The sequence below is a fragment of the Microbacterium sp. LCT-H2 genome, assembly GCF_001866135.1.
GTDB lineage: Bacteria > Actinomycetota > Actinomycetes > Actinomycetales > Microbacteriaceae > Microbacterium.
Map to the genome: position 1 here is coordinate 289,871 of NZ_MODW01000004.1, position 16,255 is coordinate 306,125.

At 71.0% G+C, this 16,255-nt stretch carries 20 protein-coding genes and 1 pseudogene; 10 read left to right on the forward strand and 11 right to left on the reverse strand.

The genetic code is table 11. The features are described from left to right. Positions 1-44: 44 nt before the first annotated feature. The 3 genes from BK819_RS12090 to BK819_RS12100 all read right to left on the reverse strand — a co-directional run bounded on the left by BK819_RS12090 (position 45) and on the right by BK819_RS12100 (position 3,322). Positions 45-1,010: an alpha-ketoacid dehydrogenase subunit beta gene (locus tag BK819_RS12090; RefSeq protein ID WP_029989147.1), complete on the reverse strand. Its 966-nt coding sequence runs from the start codon at positions 1,008-1,010 to the stop codon at positions 45-47. A gap of 11 nt (positions 1,011-1,021) precedes the next feature. After that, complete coding sequence (locus BK819_RS12095; protein WP_071329435.1) at positions 1,022-2,149, reverse strand: thiamine pyrophosphate-dependent dehydrogenase E1 component subunit alpha; 1,128 nt, start codon at positions 2,147-2,149, stop codon at positions 1,022-1,024. 105 nt (positions 2,150-2,254) lie between these two features. Continuing rightward, a complete protein-coding gene (locus tag BK819_RS12100; RefSeq protein ID WP_071329355.1) occupies positions 2,255-3,322 on the reverse strand; it encodes a histidinol-phosphate transaminase in 1,068 nt (355 codons plus the stop codon). Between the two features lie 67 nt (positions 3,323-3,389). Between BK819_RS12100 and BK819_RS17015 the strand changes: the two genes are divergently transcribed. From BK819_RS17015 to BK819_RS12115, 3 genes are read left to right on the forward strand one after another with little or no spacing between them, the layout of a single operon-like run. Then, the gene (locus BK819_RS17015; RefSeq protein WP_083391770.1) at positions 3,390-3,596 is read left to right on the forward strand and encodes a hypothetical protein; all 207 of its coding nucleotides are present in this window, start codon (positions 3,390-3,392) and stop codon (positions 3,594-3,596) included. Continuing rightward, positions 3,593-3,973: a type II toxin-antitoxin system death-on-curing family toxin gene (locus tag BK819_RS12110; RefSeq protein ID WP_071329357.1), complete on the forward strand. Its 381-nt coding sequence runs from the start codon at positions 3,593-3,595 to the stop codon at positions 3,971-3,973. The genes BK819_RS17015 and BK819_RS12110 overlap by 4 nt, the downstream gene beginning before the upstream one ends. Before the next feature lie 34 nt (positions 3,974-4,007). Next, positions 4,008-4,412 carry a phage holin family protein gene (locus BK819_RS12115; protein ID WP_060922580.1) on the forward strand — a complete coding sequence of 135 codons (405 nt, stop codon included), beginning with the start codon at positions 4,008-4,010 and terminating at the stop codon, positions 4,410-4,412. A 25-nt stretch (positions 4,413-4,437) separates the two neighbouring features. Here BK819_RS12115 and BK819_RS12120 read toward each other — a convergent pair whose 3' ends face one another. Then, on the reverse strand, positions 4,438-5,733 hold the full coding sequence (locus tag BK819_RS12120) for a hypothetical protein (RefSeq protein ID WP_071329358.1): 1,296 nt from the start codon (positions 5,731-5,733) through the stop codon (positions 4,438-4,440). Then, a complete protein-coding gene (locus BK819_RS12125; RefSeq protein ID WP_071329359.1) occupies positions 5,730-5,984 on the reverse strand; it encodes a hypothetical protein in 255 nt (84 codons plus the stop codon). Before BK819_RS12125 ends, BK819_RS12120 begins: the two co-directional genes overlap by 4 nt. Before the next feature lie 227 nt (positions 5,985-6,211). Between BK819_RS12125 and BK819_RS12130 the strand changes: the two genes are divergently transcribed. Both BK819_RS12130 and purB read left to right on the forward strand, forming a co-directional pair. Continuing rightward, positions 6,212-6,670 carry a low molecular weight protein-tyrosine-phosphatase gene (locus BK819_RS12130; protein ID WP_371259847.1) on the forward strand — a complete coding sequence of 153 codons (459 nt, stop codon included), beginning with the start codon at positions 6,212-6,214 and terminating at the stop codon, positions 6,668-6,670. Further along, complete coding sequence (gene purB / locus BK819_RS12135; RefSeq protein ID WP_371259848.1) at positions 6,670-8,067, forward strand: adenylosuccinate lyase; 1,398 nt, start codon at positions 6,670-6,672, stop codon at positions 8,065-8,067. Before BK819_RS12130 ends, purB begins: the two co-directional genes overlap by 1 nt. Positions 8,068-8,079: 12 nt before the next feature. On the opposite strand, the pseudogene BK819_RS12140 reads toward purB, so the two are convergent. The 3 genes and pseudogenes from BK819_RS12140 to BK819_RS12150 all read right to left on the reverse strand — a co-directional run bounded on the left by BK819_RS12140 (position 8,080) and on the right by BK819_RS12150 (position 10,568). Continuing rightward, positions 8,080-9,512 (reverse strand): annotated as a pseudogene (locus tag BK819_RS12140) (MFS transporter). 49 nt (positions 9,513-9,561) lie between these two features. Continuing rightward, complete coding sequence (locus BK819_RS12145) at positions 9,562-9,921, reverse strand: hypothetical protein (protein ID WP_071329362.1); 360 nt, start codon at positions 9,919-9,921, stop codon at positions 9,562-9,564. Beyond that, the gene (locus BK819_RS12150) at positions 9,918-10,568 is read right to left on the reverse strand and encodes an acyl-CoA synthetase (protein ID WP_071329363.1); all 651 of its coding nucleotides are present in this window, start codon (positions 10,566-10,568) and stop codon (positions 9,918-9,920) included. Before BK819_RS12150 ends, BK819_RS12145 begins: the two co-directional genes overlap by 4 nt. A 290-nt stretch (positions 10,569-10,858) precedes the next feature. On the opposite strand from BK819_RS12150, the gene BK819_RS12155 reads away from it, so the two are divergent. After that, positions 10,859-11,785, forward strand: coding sequence for a hypothetical protein (locus BK819_RS12155; protein ID WP_071329364.1), 927 nt, complete (start codon positions 10,859-10,861; stop codon positions 11,783-11,785). Here the strand turns inward: BK819_RS12155 and BK819_RS12160 are convergent. Beyond that, positions 11,773-12,612, reverse strand: a complete 840-nt coding sequence (locus BK819_RS12160; RefSeq protein WP_071329365.1) for a sulfurtransferase — start codon at positions 12,610-12,612, stop codon at positions 11,773-11,775. The genes BK819_RS12155 and BK819_RS12160 overlap by 13 nt on opposite strands. Before the next feature lie 107 nt (positions 12,613-12,719). Between BK819_RS12160 and ribA the strand changes: the two genes are divergently transcribed. From ribA to BK819_RS12175, 3 genes are all read left to right on the forward strand, one after another. Continuing rightward, positions 12,720-13,370 carry a GTP cyclohydrolase II gene (ribA, locus tag BK819_RS12165; protein WP_071329366.1) on the forward strand — a complete coding sequence of 217 codons (651 nt, stop codon included), beginning with the start codon at positions 12,720-12,722 and terminating at the stop codon, positions 13,368-13,370. A 17-nt stretch (positions 13,371-13,387) separates the two neighbouring features. Continuing rightward, entirely contained in the window at positions 13,388-13,858 is a 471-nt protein-coding gene (locus BK819_RS12170) for a MarR family winged helix-turn-helix transcriptional regulator (RefSeq protein ID WP_071329367.1), read from the forward strand. 62 nt (positions 13,859-13,920) lie between these two features. Beyond that, positions 13,921-14,271, forward strand: coding sequence for a helix-turn-helix domain-containing protein (locus tag BK819_RS12175; protein ID WP_071329368.1), 351 nt, complete (start codon positions 13,921-13,923; stop codon positions 14,269-14,271). A gap of 70 nt (positions 14,272-14,341) precedes the next feature. On the opposite strand, the gene BK819_RS12180 is transcribed toward BK819_RS12175, so the two are convergent. Both BK819_RS12180 and BK819_RS12185 read right to left on the reverse strand, forming a co-directional pair. After that, complete coding sequence (locus tag BK819_RS12180; protein ID WP_071329369.1) at positions 14,342-14,944, reverse strand: ClpP family protease; 603 nt, start codon at positions 14,942-14,944, stop codon at positions 14,342-14,344. Next, positions 14,941-15,555, reverse strand: coding sequence for a ClpP family protease (locus tag BK819_RS12185; RefSeq protein ID WP_071329370.1), 615 nt, complete (start codon positions 15,553-15,555; stop codon positions 14,941-14,943). Before BK819_RS12185 ends, BK819_RS12180 begins: the two co-directional genes overlap by 4 nt. A 136-nt stretch (positions 15,556-15,691) precedes the next feature. Between BK819_RS12185 and BK819_RS12190 the strand changes: the two genes are divergently transcribed. Next, a complete protein-coding gene (locus tag BK819_RS12190; protein ID WP_081811533.1) occupies positions 15,692-16,162 on the forward strand; it encodes an acyl-CoA thioesterase in 471 nt (156 codons plus the stop codon). The last annotated feature ends 93 nt before the right edge of the window (positions 16,163-16,255 follow it).

The window sequence follows — 16,255 nt, forward strand, 5'->3', positions numbered from 1 at the left end:
TGAAGGGGGCGATTGTCCTGAGTTGTGAACATGGAACGTCGGTGTCAGTAGGCCAGGGAGCGGTCGACGGCTTCGAGGATGCGATCGGCATCCGGCAGGTAGGCGCCCTCGAGCTTCGCGGGCGGGAACGGGGTGTCGTACCCCGAGACCCGCAGCACCGGAGCCTCGAGGGCGTAGAACGCGCGTTCCATGACGGTCGCGGCGATCTCGCTGCCGAGGCTCGTGAACCCCGGAGCCTCCTGCGCGTAGACCATGCGTCCGGTCTTGCGCACCGACCCGAGGATCGGCTCGTAATCCACCGGCGACAGCGAGCGCACGTCGACGACCTCGCAGCTCGTGCCCTCGGCCTCGGCGAGCGCGGCGGCCTGGAGCAGAGTCGTGACCATGGCGCCGTGTCCGACGAGCGTCACGTCGGTCCCGGTTCGCACCACCCGCGAGGAGTGCAGCGGGACGGCGGGCGCATCGAGCTCGACTTCGCCCTTCGGCCAGTACCGGCTCTTCGGCTCCAGGAAGATCACCGGGTCGTCCGACGCGATGGCCTCCTGGATCATCCAGTAGGCGTCGTTCGCGGTGGACGGCGACACCACGCGCAGACCGGGGGTGTGGGTGAAGTAGGCCTCCGGGCTCTCCTGATGGTGCTCGACCGCGCCGATGTGCCCGCCGTACGGGATGCGGATCACGACGGGCAGCCGCAGCGACCCCTCGTGCCGGTTGGTGAGCTTGGCGAGCTGGGTGGTGATCTGGTCGAACGCGGGGAAGACGAAGCCGTCGAACTGGATCTCGACGACGGGACGGAACCCGGCCATCGCGAGGCCGATCGCGGTTCCCACGAGGGCCGACTCCGCGAGCGGGGTGTCCAGCACGCGCTGCTCCCCGAAGTCGCGCTGCAGGTGCTCGGTGATGCGGAAGACGCCGCCGAGCTTGCCGATGTCCTCGCCCATGAGGAGGACCTTCGGGTCGTCCTCCATCGCCTTGCGCATTCCGGCGTTCAGCGCCTTGCCCAGCGGCATGGTCTCCCGGGTCACTGGCCCTCTCCTTCGAACGACGCCTCGTAGCGGGCGCGCCACGCTTTCTGCTCCTCGATCAGCGGATGCGGCTCGCTGTACACGTGGTCGAACATGAGGTCGGCGCGGGGCGGGCCGAGCTGCACGGTGCGGGCGCGGAGGTCTTCCGCGGCATCGGCGGCCTCGGCGTCGACCTCGGCGAAGAAGCTCTCCTCGGCGCCGCGGTTCTCCAGGAAGGCGCGCATGCGGACGATCGGGTCGCGCCCGGCCCACGCGAGCTCCTCGTCGTCGCCGCGGTACTTCGTGGGATCGTCGCTGGTCGTGTGCGCGCCGAGCCGGTAGGTCACGGCCTCGATGGCGCGAGGGCCGCCGCCGGCGCGCGCCTCGTCGAGGGCTACGCGGGACACCGCGTAGCTGGCGAGGACGTCGTTGCCGTCCACGCGGACGCTCGGGATGCCGTACCCGGCGCTGCGCTGCACGAGCGGCACCCGCGACTGCGTGGTGACGGGGACCGATATCGCCCAGTGGTTGTTCTGCAGGAAGAACAGCGTCGGGGCCTGGTAGCTCGCCGCGAACACCATGGCCTCGTGCACGTCACCCTGGCTGGAGGCGCCGTCGCCGTAGTAGACGACGACGGCCTCGTCGCGCTCGGGGTCGCCGGTGCCGGTGCGGCCGTCGAACGTGAGGCCCATCGCGTAGCCGGCGGCGTGGAGCACCTGGGAGCCGAGGACGAGCGTGTAGAGCCGGGTGTTGCCGTTCTTCGGGTCGGTCGGGTCCCAGCCGCCGTGGGAGACGCCGCGCATGAGCTTGATGATGTCGACCGGGTCCACGCCGCGGATCCGGGTGACGGCGTGCTCGCGGTACGAGGGGAAGATCGTGTCCTGGGCGCGGGCGGCACGACCGGAGCCGACCTGCGCCGCCTCCTGTCCGCGGCTCGGCGGCCACAGGGCGAGCTGGCCCTGCCGCTGCAGGTTGGTGGCCTGGGTGTCGATCGCGCGGATGCCCACCATGTCGCGGTAGAACTGCGCGAGCTCGTCGTCGGGGATGGCCTCGATGAGCGGCAGGTACTGCTCCGCGGCCGGCGTCGGGGCGACCTTTCCGGTCTCGTCCAGAACGCGCACGAGGGGGGTCTCAGAGGTGCTCACGGCCCCCACGCTACCCGCGCCGGCATGCCGGGTCACGCATACCTAGGACGCCCTCGTATCTCCCCGGAACCCCGAGATTCCGCGGTTCGTGGGGCGAGGCCGCGCTCAGCGGAGGGTCGCTGCGACCTCGAGCACGCGGGCGACGGCCTCCTCCTCGCCGACGGAGATCCGGATGCCGTCGCCGGAGAACGGGCGCACGATCAGGTCGGCGTCGACGAAGGCCGCCGCGACCTCGTCGGTGCGCGCGCCGGTCGGCAGCCAGACGAAGTTGCCCTGGGCGTCCGGCACCTCCCAGCCCTGCGCTCGGAGCCCCTCGACGAGACGGGCGCGGCGCTCGACGATCACGGCGACGCGCTCCAGGAGCTCGGCTTCCGCATCGAGGCTCGCGATGGCGGCGTTCTCGGCCGCGGAGGTGACCGACAGCGGGATTCCGGTCGTCCGTGCCGCGTCGAGCACCTTCTCGTGACCGATCGCATAGCCGACCCGGAGGCCGGCCAGACCGTAGGCCTTGGAGAACGTGCGGAGGACGACCACGTTCGGGTGCGCCTCGAAGACGCGCCCGGCCAGGCCGTCGACGGCGTCGGGGGCGGTGACGAACTCGGCGTAGGCCTCGTCGAGGATGATGAGCACGTCGGACGGCACACGGTCCACGAACGCCGCGAACTCGGCGGAGGTGACGATGGGTCCGGTCGGGTTGTTCGGCGTGCAGACGATGATCGCCCGCGTGCGGTCGGTCACGGCGTCGGCCATCGCATCGAGGTCGTGACGGGCGTCGGCCGTCAGCGGCACCTGCACCCCTGTCGCCCCGGCGACGAGCGGCAGGCTGGGGTACGCCTCGAACGATCGCCAGGCGTAGACGACCTCGTCGCCGACGGACGCCGTGGCGAGCACGAGCTGGTGCAGGATCGCGACGCTGCCGGAGGCGACATGGACCCGCTCGGGCTCGACCCCGTAGCGGGCGCCGAGCCGTGCGCGGAGACGGCCAGCCGTGGCGTCGGGATACCGGTTCATCGGGGTCGTGTGCTGCAGCGCGTCGAGGACCGAGGGCAGCGGGTCGAACGGGTTCTCGTTGCTGGAGAGCTTGAAGGCTTCGGGACCGGCCTGCTTACCCTGGCGGTACGGCGCGAGGGAGGCGATGGCGGGACGGATGCGGGGCAGGGTCGGCTCGGTCACGCGTCGAGTCTAGGACGTGTGGCCCGCCACCCTTTCGGGGCCGAGGGTGAGTTGATACCATTCTGGTATGGCTATGACGGTGCGACTCCCTGAGGAACTCGATGCGCGGCTGGGCGAGGTCGCCGCCCAGCGACACACGTCCAAGCATGCGCTGCTCATCGAGGCGGCCGACCGCTTCGTCGCGGACACTCATCGGTCGGCCCTCGTCGACGCCGCCGTCGACTTCGTGTTCGACAACGACAAGGTCCTCCTCGAGCGACTCGAAGACGCGTGACCGAGTATCTGACTCTGGAGGACGGCCTCCGCATCGTCGGCCGCCTGGGGTTCCACGTCCGGGACGCCGGACTCCTGGCGTCAGCTCTCGCGCGCCCTGCCGCGTCGCTGTTCGGGGAGGACGCCTACGGCACGCTGGACCGGAAGGCGGCCGCCCTCCTCGAGTCTCTGGCCCGCAACCATCCCCTGTTCGACGGGAACAAGCGCACGGCGTGGACGAGTTTCGTGGCATTCCTCTGGATCAACGGATGGAAGCACCGCTTCACGACGGACGATGCCTTCGATCTGGTCATCGGCGTCGCATCAGGCAGCATCGACCTCGACGATTCGGAGCGGCGCATCCGCGAGAACCGGATCCCCGTGGATGACCGCGGCTGACACCGCGAGCCCCGCGTGGGAGACTGAACGCATCATGCGCTTCATCATCCGGGTCGTCGTCAACGCGTTCGCCATCTGGGTCGTCACGCTCATCCCCGTGCTCCAGGTCACGGTGCGCGCCTTCCCGCCGGGCGAGACGCTGCAGCTCGTCCTGACGCTGCTCGCGGTCGGAGCCCTCTTCGCGCTGGTGAACACCATCATCGGCACGGTCGTGAAGATCGTCGCCTTCCCGCTGTACATCCTCACGTTCGGCCTCATCGGCTTCCTCATCAACGGCTTCCTGCTCTGGCTGACCGCCTGGATCACCAGCAGCTTCGGGTGGGGCCTGACGGTCGAGTCGTTCTGGTGGGGCGTTCTAGCCGCCCTGATCATCTCGATCATCAACGGCATCTTCGGCTTCATCCTGCGCCCGCAGAACAAGCGCTCCCGCCGCGACTGACCCGTCTGCCGGCGGCGCGTACGGCTCACGGATCGGGGAGCACACGCTCCGCGCGGTACTCGGTGCGTTCGACGGTGACGGCGCGATCGAGGTCCGCCCAGTAGGCGTCGAGAGCCACCGCCCGCGGGTCGGTGGAGGCGTCTACCATCGCCGCGGTCTCGACATAGCTCTCCAGCGAATGCGTCGCGAGTGCGAGGTCCTGGCGCCCGGGGTCGGGGTCACCCACCCGACGGGCGGTGAAGCTGTCGGCGGACCCCGTGCCCTCCCTCGCCCCTCCTGCGGCGAGCGCGGACACCACGTCGTCGGTGTGCCGGAGCTGCACGAGCGTCTGGTCGGCGGACAGCGTCGGCTCGACCGGGCTCCCGGCGGTGATCTGGGTCGTCACCGTGAACGCGCTCTCCATCGCCAGGTGCGCCGCGATCATTCCGCCCTGCGAGTGGGCGACGACGTCCACCCGATCGCCGGGTCTCGCGCCCGCCGCGGCCAGCGCGTCGAGAGTCGCCTGATACGACGCGGACCGGCCCCCGGTGTAGAGCTCGATGTTCGACTTCATGTCCCAGGCCTCGACACCGCCGCCTTCCCGGAGGGACATCGAGCGGCTGCCCGAGACGTAGGCGACGTAGCGCGGGGACTCGCCCGGAACCGTGTACTTCTCGATCGCCACCTGTGCACCGGAAGCGGAGGGCATGCGGCGGAAGGCGCTCGCCAAGCCGCTCGGCGCCCCGGCCGGACGCGAGTGGGAGGCCGCGGAGACGCGCACCGGATCCGCCGTCGCACCGAGGAGCATCCCGGGCCGCACACGCCCCAGCCCCAACGTCACGCCGACGACAGCGCCGCCCAGGAACATCGGCGGGAGCAGCCCTCCGGCGTCGAACTGATCGCCCAAGCCCCGGAAGCGCCGCTCGTCCGCGGTCCGTTCCTGCAGGTCTGCGAGCGGGGCCAGACGCTCGTCGGCGGCGAGGAGCAGCCGCAACCGCGCCTCCACTGCGGCAGCCGCAGCGGCATCGGTGTGCGACAGCACCTCCGCCCGCGCCCGCAGCTCGACCACCTCGTAGACCTCGGCCATGAGGTCGAGATCGGCGGCCGTCTCGTGGACGCGGGCCGTCAGCGTCTGCACCGCCATCACGGCGGAGCGGAGGGACCAGGCCGCGGAGGCCAGCGGGGTCCACGCTGCCGAGCCGAGCAGCGCCTCGACCCGCTCCACCGATTCCTCCACCTCCGCGCAGACCGGCACGACAGCCCGCACCCGCTCCGCGAGCTCGCGGAGCTGCGTCGTATCCACCGCGATCGCGCCGCCGTGATCGATGTTGAGCCCGCTCATGCGCCCTCGACCTCCCCGCGGCACGCCTGCAGCGTCCGGTGCACCGTCGCCGTGTCGTCCGACAGCCGCCAGAGGGCCCACCGCAGCGCCTCGACGCCGTCGGACTCCCAGGCGCACGCGTCACGCAGCGCCGTCAGCGTGGAAGCGAGATCGTCGAGCCCCGCGAGAGCGGCGTCCAGCTCGGACAGCGCTCCGGCCCGCAGCGCAGGATCGACGCCGGGAGAGAGCGCGGTGAGGACGAAGGACGGCATGAACTCAGCCTTCCGCCGGGCGGCGTCCGGTGGGGCCAGGGCCCCTCGGGCGGCAACGACCGGTGGACAGCCGGACCGGGCACGCGACGGTGCAGGGAGGGTCGAGGGCCGGCCGCGAACCGGCCCCGCTGTGCAGGAACGGCATCGACCGGCAGAATGGATCCGTGACAGCCCGAGATCCCTTCCGTGTGATCTTCGTCTGCACGGGGAACATCTGCCGCTCTCCGATGGCGGAGGTCGTGTTCCGGGACCTCGCTGAGCGGCAGGGTCTCGGCTCTCAGATCGTCTCGCGCAGCGCGGGCACCGGGGACTGGCACCTCGGAGAGCGCGCCGACCACCGCACCATCGACGCCCTCGCCCGCCGCGGGTACGACGGCTCCCTGCATCGCGCCCGCCAGTTCACCGCCGCCTCCTTCGCCGAGAACGACCTCGTGGTGGCCCTGGACCGCACGCATGAGCGCATCCTCCGCGAATGGGCCAGGGACGAGGATGAGGACGGCAAGGTGACCCTCCTCCTCGCGTTCGACCCGGACGCCTCGACCCATGACGTCCCCGACCCGTACTACGCCGGCCCGGAGATGTTCGATTCGGTGCTCGGTATGATCGAGACGGCGACTCGCGGCTTGTTCCGCCAGCTCGAACCCGCCCTGCGCCTGCCCCGCACGCCCCGAATCCTCGGGGCCTGATCAGGAGGACTCCCCTGACTTTCCAGCCCTCGCTTCCGCCTCAGCCCCTCAGCCCCCTCGACGGCCGTTACCGCGCCGCCGTCACCGGGCTCGCCGACTTCCTCTCCGAGGCCGGGCTCAACCGCGCCAGGGTCGAGGTGGAGGTCGAGTGGCTGATCGCCCTCACCGACCGCTCGCTGTTCGAGACGAGCCCGCTGTCGGACGGCGACAAGGAGCGCCTTCGCGCGCTGTACCGCGACTTCGGGCAGGCCGAGATCGACTGGCTCGCCGAGAAGGAAGCCGTCACGCAGCACGACGTGAAGGCGATCGAGTACCTCGTGCGCGACCGGCTCTCGACGCTCGGCCTCGACCGCATCGCCGAACTCACGCACTTCGCCGCGACGAGCGAGGACATCAACTCCGCGTCCTACGCCCTCACCGTCAAGCGCGCGGTCGAGGAGGTCTGGCTCCCGGCCCTCGACACCGTGATCGCGAAGCTGCGCGAGCTCGCGGTCGAGCACGCCGACGCCGCGATGCTCTCGCGCACGCACGGCCAGCCCGCCACACCCTCGACCATGGGCAAGGAGCTCGCGGTCTTCGCCTGGCGCCTGGAGCGCGTGCGTGCGCAGATCGCCGGCTCCGAGTACCTCGCGAAGTTCTCCGGCGCGACCGGCACGTGGTCCGCCCACCTCGCGGCCGACCCGGACGCCGACTGGCCGACCATCGCCCGCGAGTACATCGAGGGACTGGGCCTGGGCTTCAACCCGCTCACGACGCAGATCGAGTCGCACGACTGGCAGGTCGAGCTCTACGACCGCGTGCGTCACGCCGGCGGGATCCTGCACAACCTCGCGACGGACATCTGGACCTACATCTCGCTCGGCTACTTCGCGCAGATCCCGGTCGCCGGCGCCACCGGCTCGTCGACCATGCCGCACAAGATCAACCCGATCCGCTTCGAGAACGCCGAGGCCAACCTCGAGATCTCGGGCGCCCTGCTCGCGTCGCTGGGCCAGACGCTGGTCACGAGCCGCCTGCAGCGCGACCTCACCGACTCCACGACGCAGCGCAACATCGGCGTCGCGTTCGGGCACTCGCTGCTCGCTCTCGACAACCTGCGCCGCGGCCTGAACGCGATCTCGCTCTCGCGCGATGTGCTGCTCGCCGACCTCGACGTGAACTGGGAGGTGCTGGCCGAGGCGATCCAGACGGTGATCCGCGCCGAGGTCGTCGCCGGCCGGTCGAGCATCCAGGACCCGTACGCGCTCCTCAAGGAACTCACGCGCGGTCACCGGGTCGGCGCCGCCGACCTCGCCGAGTTCGTGGAGGGTCTGGAGATCGGGGACGCGGCCAAGCAGCGCCTGCTCGCGCTGACCCCGGCGACCTACACGGGCATCGCGGCGCGCCTCGCCCGCTGAATCCGGCAGGAGCTAGGAGCCCGACTCCCCGGAGTGCTCCTCGACTCTGTCCTTCGGCATGAACGACGCCGCCAGGAGCGTGAGCACGGCGGTCACCGCGACCGCCACGAACACCCACACCGAGGCGTGGACGATCGTGGTGGGGTCGTCCGGTCCCGCCCCCTGCGCGATGACCGCGTTCGAGATCGCCCCGAACACCGCCACGCCCACGGCGCTTCCCGCAGACCGTGCGAAGGCGTTCATCCCGGTCACCGCGCCGCGCTCGCCCCAGCCCACCGAGGCCTGCGCAGCGATGAGGGTCGGGGCCGCACTCCACCCGAGTCCGAAGCCGAGGAGGAACGCGATGCCGGCGACGACGAACGGGTTGGGCCAGGAGGCGACGGCGGCGAGCGCGATGGCGGCGACGGTCGTGATGCTCATACCGATGAGCGTGGTGCGTCGGAAGCCGATGCGCAGGTACAGCCGTCCGGCGTTCGCGGCGGCGAGCGGCCAGCCGAGGGTCAGGGCCGCGACCGCGAGACCCGACAGCAGCGGAGCGATGCCGATGGACCCCTCGAGGTAGGCCGGGGCGAAGCTGGTCACTCCGAGCATCAGCGCGCCGATGCCGAGGGAAACCAACGTGGTCGTGAGGATGAGCCGACGGGTCACGAGGCGCAGATCGACGATCGGCTCCGCCACCCGGCGCTCGACGAACCCGAAGGCCACCAGCGCGACCACCCCGATCCCGAAGCAGAGGGCACTCTGCACGGACAGCCAGGCCCAGGCGTTCCCACCCTCCAGCATGCCGAGGATGAGCGCTGTGAGCCCGATGGTCAGCAGCACCGCTCCCCCGTAGTCGATGCTGTGCCGCTGGGTCTGCTTCTGCTCCGTGTAGGTGCGCAGCAGCATCCATCCGGCGATCAGACACAGGGGCACGTTGATCCAGAAGATCCAGCGCCAGGCGTCGAGCTGGGCGAAGATGCCGCCGAGCGCCGGTCCGACGACCGAGGAGATGGCCCACACGCTGGCGACGTATCCCTGCACCTTCGCGCGTTCGGCGACCGTGTAGATGTCACCGACGATGGTCATCGACATCGGCGCGACGGCCCCGGCGCCGATCCCTGGATGATGCGGAACACGATCAGTGCCGGCATGCTCCAGGCGAAGCCGCAGAGGATGGACCCGAGCAGGAACAGGGCGATGCCGAGCAGGATGATCGGCTTGCGACCCACCGTGTCGGCGAACCGCGAGTAGATCGGCACGCTCACGGCCTGGGCCAGGAGATACACCGAGAACAGCCACGGGAACTGCTGATAGCTGCCGAGGTCGCGCACGATGCTCGGCACCGCGGTGGCGAGGATCGTCGCGTCGATGGCGATGAGGCCGGTGGCGAGCATGAGCGCGCCGAGGATGGGTCCCCGCTCCGACCGGAGTCCGATGGAGGCGCGGTCGACGGAGGCAGTCACTCCAGGGACAAGCGGAACGACCCCACCGATATTCCGCCGGGTGTCTCCGTCAGGACGAGGCGGGGCGTCCCTGCTCGTCGGTGGTGCCGTCGCTCGCAGCGTCGTCCTCCGCGTCGTACAGCACGGGGCGGTCGACGGGCTTGGTGACGTCGGCGGGATCGACGGCGAGCATGAGCATCGCGAGGATCAGGAGGGTCGCGATGAAGGCGCCACCACCCACGACGAGGCTCAGCGCCACCGGGGTGAGGCCCTCATAGGTGCCGTTCGCGATGGCGGTGTTCACGCGGAGGGTGAAGGCGCCGGTGGAAACGAGGGTGACGACCATGGCGAACACGCCGCAGCCGAGCGCGATGCCGAGCAGGTGCAGGGGCCGCAGGATGTCCCGTCGAGTGGGCTTGTCGTCGCTCATCGCTCTCCTCCGTGCTCCACAGGAGCCGCATCGTTCTCGGGGGCGGCAGCGACGTCGTCGGCGTCCGCGCGCTTCGGGGTGAGGCCGGCGATGCCGAGGAAGACCGCGACGATGGCCGCATACCCTCCGAACATCCCCACGCCGAGGATGATGCCGGACAGCTCGAACGTGCCCGCCTTCTCGATCGTGTACTCCTGGACGAAGCCCGACGGGATCAGCAGCAGGACGACGGCGAGGAGCACGCCCAGCGCTCCGACGGTGATCGCGTCGGTGGCGAGCGCTCCCCCGGTGCGGCGGGCGCGGATGCCTGCGAGCAGTTCCAGGCCGCCGCTGAGCACGCCCCAGGTGATGAGCACGATGAAGAACATGTCGTCCGTGCGCCAGGCCGGCACGCCGCCGGCCATGCCGGCGATCGCGCTCACGACCGCGAGGAGGATCGCCGACCAGCGCGACCCCGCCGGGAGGACGAGCCACGCGGCGAGGATGTGCACGAGGGCGGTGACCAGCGCGAAACCGCTGAAGACGGCGAGACCGACCGCCGCGGAGTGATCCGAGGAGAAGGTGATCATCAGGGCGGCGACGGCGGCGAACAGCGCGCGCAGCAATTGCACGTGGCGCATGGTGAACGCGCGAGCAGGGACAGACATGACGGCCAGATCCTCCGGGGTTTCCCTACCAGTCTACGCGGGGCCAGGAGCCGGAAGCGCCCGGGGATGCTCGTGAAGCCCGGCGGATCTCCCCAGATCGATTGCCGGGCTTCACGACATACGCAGCAAGGGGGGCATCACTGCGTCGGGCCGCTGCCGCAGGGTCGGGCACCCTCCCCGCGACATCGCAGCCCCGTGACCCACTTGCTCACCTGGTCCCCTGAGGTGTGCGCGTGCGGTCGTATGCTCACTCTAGAGATGTGTTCTTCACATACCGGGTGGGGGCTGTGATGGGTTTTGGGGACGGCGAGAACAGAGGGGCGACGCCGGATGCGTTCGCCGCGGCACTGCGCGACGCGATCAACGCGAGACCCGTGACGCTGTCGTGGTTGCAGCGGCAGCTCCGCGACCGGGGCAACCGCGTCTCGATGGCCACGCTGAGCTACTGGCGGTCCGGGGCCCGCCGCCCGGAAGGACCGCAGTCGCTCGCCGCTCTCGCCGACATCGAGGATCTGCTGGGCCTCGATACCGGGGCGTTGAGCCGGCTCCTGCGCCCGCATCGCACGGGGCCGCTGGGCCCGCAGGGGTTCCCGCTGGAGCAGGTCGACATGGAGCGGGCGGTCCGTGAGGTCTACGCCGCGCTCGGCGCCGCCTATCCGGACACGTCGCGGGAGCTCACCGTCCACTCGGTCACGGACGTGGACGCCGACGGCGAGGTGTCCTCCTGCCTCACCCGCAGCATCGTGCAGTCCACCACCGGGGTCATCACGGCCATCCCCGTCCTCGACCTCACCCCCGGCGTCCCCGGACCTCCGCCGCTCCTGACGGCCGTGGCGGGCGGACGGGTCACCGCCCGCTACTCCCACCCGAACGGCGAGGCGCACGGTGCGCTGATCGAGCTCGACGAGCCCCTCACGGCCCCGGACACCGCGGTGGTCGAGTGGTCGGTGCAATACGCGCCCGGACATCCCTCGGATCGGGAGACCGGGCACGCCTTGTCCCGCCAGGCGCGGGAGCTGCTCGTGTGGACGCGCTTCCACCCGGATGCCGTGCCGGACTGGTGCGACGAGCTCGTCGAGACCGCCGGGGGCACCGTCGTCACCGCGCTCCCCCGGCCTCGGGGCACGTCGGTGCATCAGGTCCGCCGGGCGTTCGGTCCCGGCGCCCTCGGCCTGCGCTGGGGGTACGGACCTCGCGAGGGTGCTCAGCCCGGCTGATCGCCCGTCGCGACCGGCCGGCCCGGCGTGTTCGACCACTGGCTCCAGGAGCCGGGGAAGACCCTCGCGGGGATGCCCACCTCGTGCAGGACCAGAGCCGTGTGCGCCGCCGTGATGCCGGACCCGCAGTAGGCCGCGACCGGCGTCTCCGCGGTGATCCCGATCTCTGCGAGCGTCGCCCGCACCGTGTCGTGATCGCGGATGCGCCCGCTCTCGTCGAGGTGCCGCGTGGTGGGGAGGTTGCGGGCACCGGGGATGTGGCCGGCGATCGGGTCGAGCGGTTCGGTGTCGCCGCGGTAGCGCTCGGGGGCGCGCACGTCGAGCAGGACCCCGGTCTCCGGGAACGCCGCCGCCTCGTCGATCGAGAGGGCGTCCTGGCCGGGATCCGCGAGCACGACGTCACCGGTCTCCGGCACGACGTCGTCGGTCGCCAGGTCGTATCCGGCCGCGGTCCAGGCGCGCAGCCCGCCGTCGAGCACGCGGACCTCGACCCCCGCCTGCCGCAGCAGCCACCACGCCCGGGCCGCCGCGAGACCCTTGGTGTCGTCGTAGGCCACGACGGCGTCGCCCTGCCGCACGCCCCAGCGCCGGGCCGCCGCCTGCAGGGTCTCCGTCGACGGGAGCGGGTGCCGCCCCTCGATGGGCGCTCCGGGCGTGGAGAGCTCCTGATCCAACGACGCGAACACGGCGCCGGGGATGTGACCCGAGCGGTAGTCGCCCGGGCCCGCCTCGGGACGATCGAGGCGCCAGCGCACGTCGACGACCCGGATCCGGGCGCCGCCGTCGAGGAGGTCGTGGAGTTCGGTCGCGGAGACGAAGTGACTCATGGTGCGAGGCTACCGAGTGCGCGACGCCGCGCGTGGCGTCGCCGTCACGGACGGACACGGTTCTCGCTGCCCGGGAATAGCCACGCGTCCCCGGTGTTTCTCCTCACATGATTGAAACTTCAACGGTCGCCGCGGAGCGCACCCGCGTGCGGGTGCCCCTGCGCTTCGCGGACGGCTTCACCACGACGGCCGACGTGGTGACCTTCGATGGACTCGTGGACGGACGCGAGCATCTGCTGCTCGGCCTCGGTGACTGGCAGGCCGCCCTCGCCCGCTCCGCCGGCGGTGGGGATGACCCTCTCGTCCGCCCGCACAGCGAGTGCCTCACGGGAGACGTGTTCGGCTCCGAGCGCTGCGACTGCGGACCGCAGCTGCGGGAGGCCGTCGAGCGGATCGCCGCCGAGGGCGGCTTCCTGCTCTATCTGCGGCAGGAAGGCCGCGGCATCGGGCTCTACGCCAAGCTCGACGCGTACGCCCTGCAGGATGCGGGCCTGGACACCTACGAGGCGAACGTGGCCCTCGGGCGCGGCGAGGACGAGCGGGACTACACCGTCGCGGCGCAGATGCTGCGCGCGCTGGGCGTGGACCGCATCCGTCTGCTCAGCAACAACCCCGACAAGGCCGCACAGCTCGACGCCCTCGGCATCCACGTCACCGAGCGGGTGCGCACCGAGGTGCACCTGTCCGAGGCGAACTCGCGCTACCTCCAGGCGAAGCGCGACCACACGGCGCACACGATCGACCTGACCGCGGCGTGACCTCCGAGGAGCACGATATGAGCGAGACGCGGCACCCGCGGCGACTCGACAACGACGAGCTCGCGACGTGGCTCCCGATCATCCGGTTCGTCCAGCTGCTGCCCCAGGTCCTCGACCGGGCGCTGAAGGACGAGGTGGGCCTGAACCACGCCCGCTACGCGATCCTCGTCACGCTGGCCGGTCAGGGGGCGGACGCCATCACCATGAGCGAGCTCGCGCGCATCGCGGGACTCAGCCGGTCGCGGCTGAGCCACGCCCTGGACTCCCTGGAGGAGCGCGGGTGGGTGGAGCGGACGTCGTGCAGCACGGACAAGCGCACCCTCTCCGCGACGCTGACCCCGGAGGGCCGGGAGATGCTCCGGGCAGCCGCGCCCGTCCACGTGGCCCAGATCCGCGAGCTCATCCTCGACCCGCTGTCCGCGGAGGACCGGCAGCGGCTGCAGGACATCCTGGGCGCGCTGCTGCCGGGCGTCACGGCGGCGCTGTGAGCCGCGTTCTGCTCTGAGCAGAACCTCTCGATCGCCGCACAGGCTGCGGCCTATCGTGAGGCATGGCCGACATCGTCCCGTTCCCCCTCGCCCCGCATCCCGTCCGTCCGCCGTCGAACGGCCCCGAGCCGCTGTGGCGTGACCTGCTCGGGGATCAGCTCCGGCGGCGGCGTCATGACCGCGGGGAGACGCTCAGCGAGACCGCGGAGAAGGCCGGGGTCTCGCCGCAGTACCTCTCCGAGGTCGAGCGCGGTCGGAAGGAGCCGTCCAGCGAGATGATCGCCGCGATCGCCGGGGCCCTGGATGCCACTCTCGTGGAGCTCACGAGCGCGGTCGCCGAGGAGCTTCGTCAGGCCACCCCCGCTGCGGCGGCGGTGTCGGCCTCCCGCGGCGCCTTCGCCCTGGCCGCCTGACCCGTTTCACCTGCACGACCGGTCCCCGGGTGCACGACGGAACCCGGGGACCCGTCGTGCACCCGTCACCTCATCGTGCCTCCGGATCACGGGGACCGAGCACGGTGTTGATGAGGCCGTAGTCGAGGGCGGCGGCGGCGGTGAAGACCCGGTCCCGGTCGGTGTCGGCACGGAGCTCCGCGAGGGAGCGGCCGGTGTGCCGACCCAGGATCGTCTCCATGTCCGCGCGCACCCGCACGACCTCGTCGGCCGCGAGGATGAGGTCCGGGATGGCTCCGCGCGACTGACCGGCCGGCTGATGCAGCACGATGCGCGCGTGGGCGAGGGCCGCCCGCTCCCCCGGCGCTCCCGCCGCGACGAGGAGCGCCGCCGGACCGATGGCCTGCCCGACGCACGTCGTCGCGATCCGCGGACGGATGTGCTGCATGGTGTCGTAGATCGCCAGCGCGGCACCGGGATCGCCGCCCTCGCTGTTGATGTAGAACTGCACGCCGGTCTCCGGGCCGTCCGCGTCGAGGTGCAGGAGCTGCGCGATGAGGGCGTTGGCCACCCCCGCGTCGATGCCGGTGCCGAGATAGATGACGCGCTCGGCGAGCAGATGCGAGTACACGTCCATGACCCGCTCCCCCCGAGGATGCTGGGCGATGACGTTCGGGATCGTGTAGCCGCTCATGCGTCCGCCCCCAGTCCCACCCGCGCACGACGGCGCGGCATGATCTCCGCCGTCGACCGCACGATCTCGTCGACGAACCCGTAGTCCTGCGCCTCGGCCGCCGTGTACCAGCGGTCGTGCAGGGAGTCCTCGAAGATCCGGGCGACGGGCTGACCGGTGTCGTCGGCGATGAGGCCGAGGACCGTGTCGCGCATGTGCCGGAGGTCGTCGGCCTGCGCCTCGATCTCCACCGCCGAGCCGCCGATCCCCGCCGAGCCCTGGTGCATCAGTATCCGGGCGTGCGGGAGAGCGCGCCGCTTGCCCTTCGTCCCCGCGGAGAGCAGGAACTGCCCGGCGCTGCAGGCGAGACCGAGGGCGAGGGTGGAGACGTCGTTCGGGATGAGGTGCATGAGGTCGCGGATCGCCAGCATCGACGGCACGGACCCGCCGGGCGAGTGGATCCAGAGGGCGATGTCGGCCGCCGGATCCTCGGCGGAGAGGCCGAGGAGCTGCGTCATCAGGAGAGTGCCGTTGTCGTCGTCGAGGGCGCCGTCGAGGACGAGCACCCGTTCGTGGAACAGGGCGCGCCGGGCCTCGGGGCCGAACTGCGGGAGGGGCTTTTCTTCGCTCATGTCCCTAGCCTCCGGCTCCGGCTGCGGCCGCGGAGGCGAATCCGCTCGGAGCAGATCCGCTCTGGGCGGCGGCGTGTGCACCCGCCGGAAAACGCGACGTAACACCGCCGACGCACGACCCGCCTAGCCTCGGGGCATGGCGAAACAGAAAGCACCCGCATGGCAGTCCGAGGACGGCCTGAACTTCCGCACCCGCAAGTGGGTGCGCCCGGAAGACCTCAACGCGAACGGCACGCTGTTCGGCGGAAGCCTGCTGAAGTGGATCGACGAGGAGGCCGCGATCTACGCGATCGTGCAGCTCGGCAACTACCGCGTCGTCACCCGGCACATCTCCGCGATCACGTTCGAGGCGTCGGCGGTGCAGGGCGACCTCATCGAGATCGGGCTGCAGGCCACCCGATTCGGCACCACGTCGCTCACCATGCGGGCCGTCGCGCGCAACATGATCACCCGCAAGCGCATCCTCACCATCGACGAGATCGTGTTCGTCAGCATCGGCGAGGACGGTCTGCCCACTCCGCACGGCTACGACGAGATCACCTACGATCGCGACCGCATGCCCACCGAGCGCATCGCCACCGGCACGATCCCCCTCCCGAAGCGCTGACCTTCACTCGCCGACCCACCCCCTTGAGGGCGACCCACCCCCGAAAGTGACGCACTTTCGGGGGTGGGTCGCACGGAAGGGGGTGGGTCGACG

Bases quoted from the DNA above. Each gene is read 5' to 3' on its own strand.
- BK819_RS12155 (WP_071329364.1), top strand. From the start codon at position 10,859: ATGGGTTTTGGGGACGGCGAGAACAGAGGGGCGACGCCGGATGCGTTC.
- BK819_RS12170 (WP_071329367.1), top strand. From the start codon at position 13,388: ATGAGCGAGACGCGGCACCCGCGGCGACTCGACAACGACGAGCTCGCG.
- BK819_RS12090 (WP_029989147.1), bottom strand. From the start codon at position 1,010: ATGCCGCTGGGCAAGGCGCTGAACGCCGGAATGCGCAAGGCGATGGAG.
- BK819_RS12180 (WP_071329369.1), bottom strand. From the start codon at position 14,944: ATGAGCGGCTACACGATCCCGAACGTCATCGCCCAGCATCCTCGGGGG.
- BK819_RS12190 (WP_081811533.1), top strand. From the start codon at position 15,692: ATGGCGAAACAGAAAGCACCCGCATGGCAGTCCGAGGACGGCCTGAAC.
- BK819_RS12115 (WP_060922580.1), top strand. From the start codon at position 4,008: ATGCGCTTCATCATCCGGGTCGTCGTCAACGCGTTCGCCATCTGGGTC.
- BK819_RS17015 (WP_083391770.1), top strand. From the start codon at position 3,390: ATGGCTATGACGGTGCGACTCCCTGAGGAACTCGATGCGCGGCTGGGC.
- ribA (WP_071329366.1), top strand. From the start codon at position 12,720: ATGATTGAAACTTCAACGGTCGCCGCGGAGCGCACCCGCGTGCGGGTG.
- BK819_RS12185 (WP_071329370.1), bottom strand. From the start codon at position 15,555: ATGAGCGAAGAAAAGCCCCTCCCGCAGTTCGGCCCCGAGGCCCGGCGC.
- BK819_RS12160 (WP_071329365.1), bottom strand. From the start codon at position 12,612: ATGAGTCACTTCGTCTCCGCGACCGAACTCCACGACCTCCTCGACGGC.
- BK819_RS12120 (WP_071329358.1), bottom strand. From the start codon at position 5,733: ATGAGCGGGCTCAACATCGATCACGGCGGCGCGATCGCGGTGGATACG.
- BK819_RS12150 (WP_071329363.1), bottom strand. From the start codon at position 10,568: ATGTCTGTCCCTGCTCGCGCGTTCACCATGCGCCACGTGCAATTGCTG.
- BK819_RS12125 (WP_071329359.1), bottom strand. From the start codon at position 5,984: ATGCCGTCCTTCGTCCTCACCGCGCTCTCTCCCGGCGTCGATCCTGCG.
- BK819_RS12145 (WP_071329362.1), bottom strand. From the start codon at position 9,921: ATGAGCGACGACAAGCCCACTCGACGGGACATCCTGCGGCCCCTGCAC.
- BK819_RS12130 (WP_371259847.1), top strand. From the start codon at position 6,212: ATGGCGGAGGTCGTGTTCCGGGACCTCGCTGAGCGGCAGGGTCTCGGC.
- BK819_RS12175 (WP_071329368.1), top strand. From the start codon at position 13,921: ATGGCCGACATCGTCCCGTTCCCCCTCGCCCCGCATCCCGTCCGTCCG.